Origin of the sequence: Micromonospora sp. NPDC023888 (genome assembly GCF_040639415.1) — a bacterium.
GTDB lineage: Bacteria > Actinomycetota > Actinomycetes > Mycobacteriales > Micromonosporaceae > Micromonospora.
In genome coordinates this window covers 1-1,018 of the sequence record NZ_JBEZZW010000114.1, presented here as the reverse complement: position 1 = coordinate 1,018, position 1,018 = coordinate 1, and the positions used below count along the sequence as shown (strand labels likewise).

Annotated in this window: 1 protein-coding gene and 1 pseudogene; both read right to left on the bottom strand. The window is 73.3% G+C overall.

The window, feature by feature from the left end:
- Window positions 1–550 (bottom strand): annotated as a pseudogene (locus AB0F61_RS34305) (saccharopine dehydrogenase); the annotation flags it as partial.
- Window positions 481–978, bottom strand: coding sequence for a PspC domain-containing protein (locus AB0F61_RS34300; RefSeq protein ID WP_357818585.1), 498 nt, complete (start codon window positions 976–978; stop codon window positions 481–483). The gene AB0F61_RS34300 and the pseudogene AB0F61_RS34305, both read right to left, overlap by 70 nt.
- Window positions 979–1,018 lie beyond the last annotated feature (40 nt).

Genomic DNA, 1,018 nt, shown 5'->3' with positions numbered 1-1,018 from the left:
CCGTGGCCCGGCGTTCGGCTCCGCCGGAGCGGACGACGACGTCGACGAGGAAGGTCTGGTTCGAGCGCCCGCGCTCGTCGGCGGCGGTCGGAGCCGGCGTGTGGGGAGCGGCGACGTCTCGGGCCGCCTCGGCAGTCATGTAGGTGGTCACCTCGGGGATGGAGAGGTGCTGGGAAACGGTGACGACGTCCGCCATCGTGAACTCCCCGATCACCGGCCGGGAGCCCATCGGTTCCGGGAAGGTCCACTCCAGGGTGGGCGCGGCATCGGTGCGGTGCTCCCACTGTCCACCGCTGTAGCGCAGGCGGTGGTCGCCGCGTCGCTCGCGGGAGACCGCACCTGAGAGCCGGGTACCGGCGGTGGGGTGCCAGTTGCTGAGCGCGTAGGCGATGTGCGCCTCGTCGGCTTCGGTCCAGTCACCCATCGCTGCGGTGGCCAGCAGGTCGCCGAGGCCGCCGAAGAAGGCCATGGCCGGAACGATCACCGCTTCCGCGTCCCGGGCCCTCTCGCGGTAGTGGGCGAAGATGTCGAGGTTTCCGCCTGACGCCACACCAGGACCACGCCGACGCCCACCAGCAGCGTCGGCCACACGTACCGGTTGGCCTCGCCGCCGAGGTCGACGCTGGTCACGAAGCCGATCGCGCCGATGGTGAGCGCGACGAGCGCCACCACCTGGCCCTTGTCCGGCTTGCGGAGCCGGCGCCGCCCGTCGGGCCCGGTCGCGAAGACGGAGCGCGGCCCGGAGCGGCCGCCGACGCCCAGCGGCACGACGATCCAGAAGACGGCGTACACCAGGACGCCGAGGCCGTCGGCGAGGAAGAGGGCGAGGAAGACCAGCCGCACCCAGATGACGGGAAGCCCCAGGTGCCCCGCCAGGCCCCGGGCGACACCGCCGAGCATCCGCCCGTCGGCGCTGCGGTACAGCTTGCGCACGGGCGGCTCGTCGGTCGTCTCGGGCGGGCGGGCGGCGACTGGCATGCCCCGATCGTCACACGCCGGCCGGGGCCGGACATCAGGG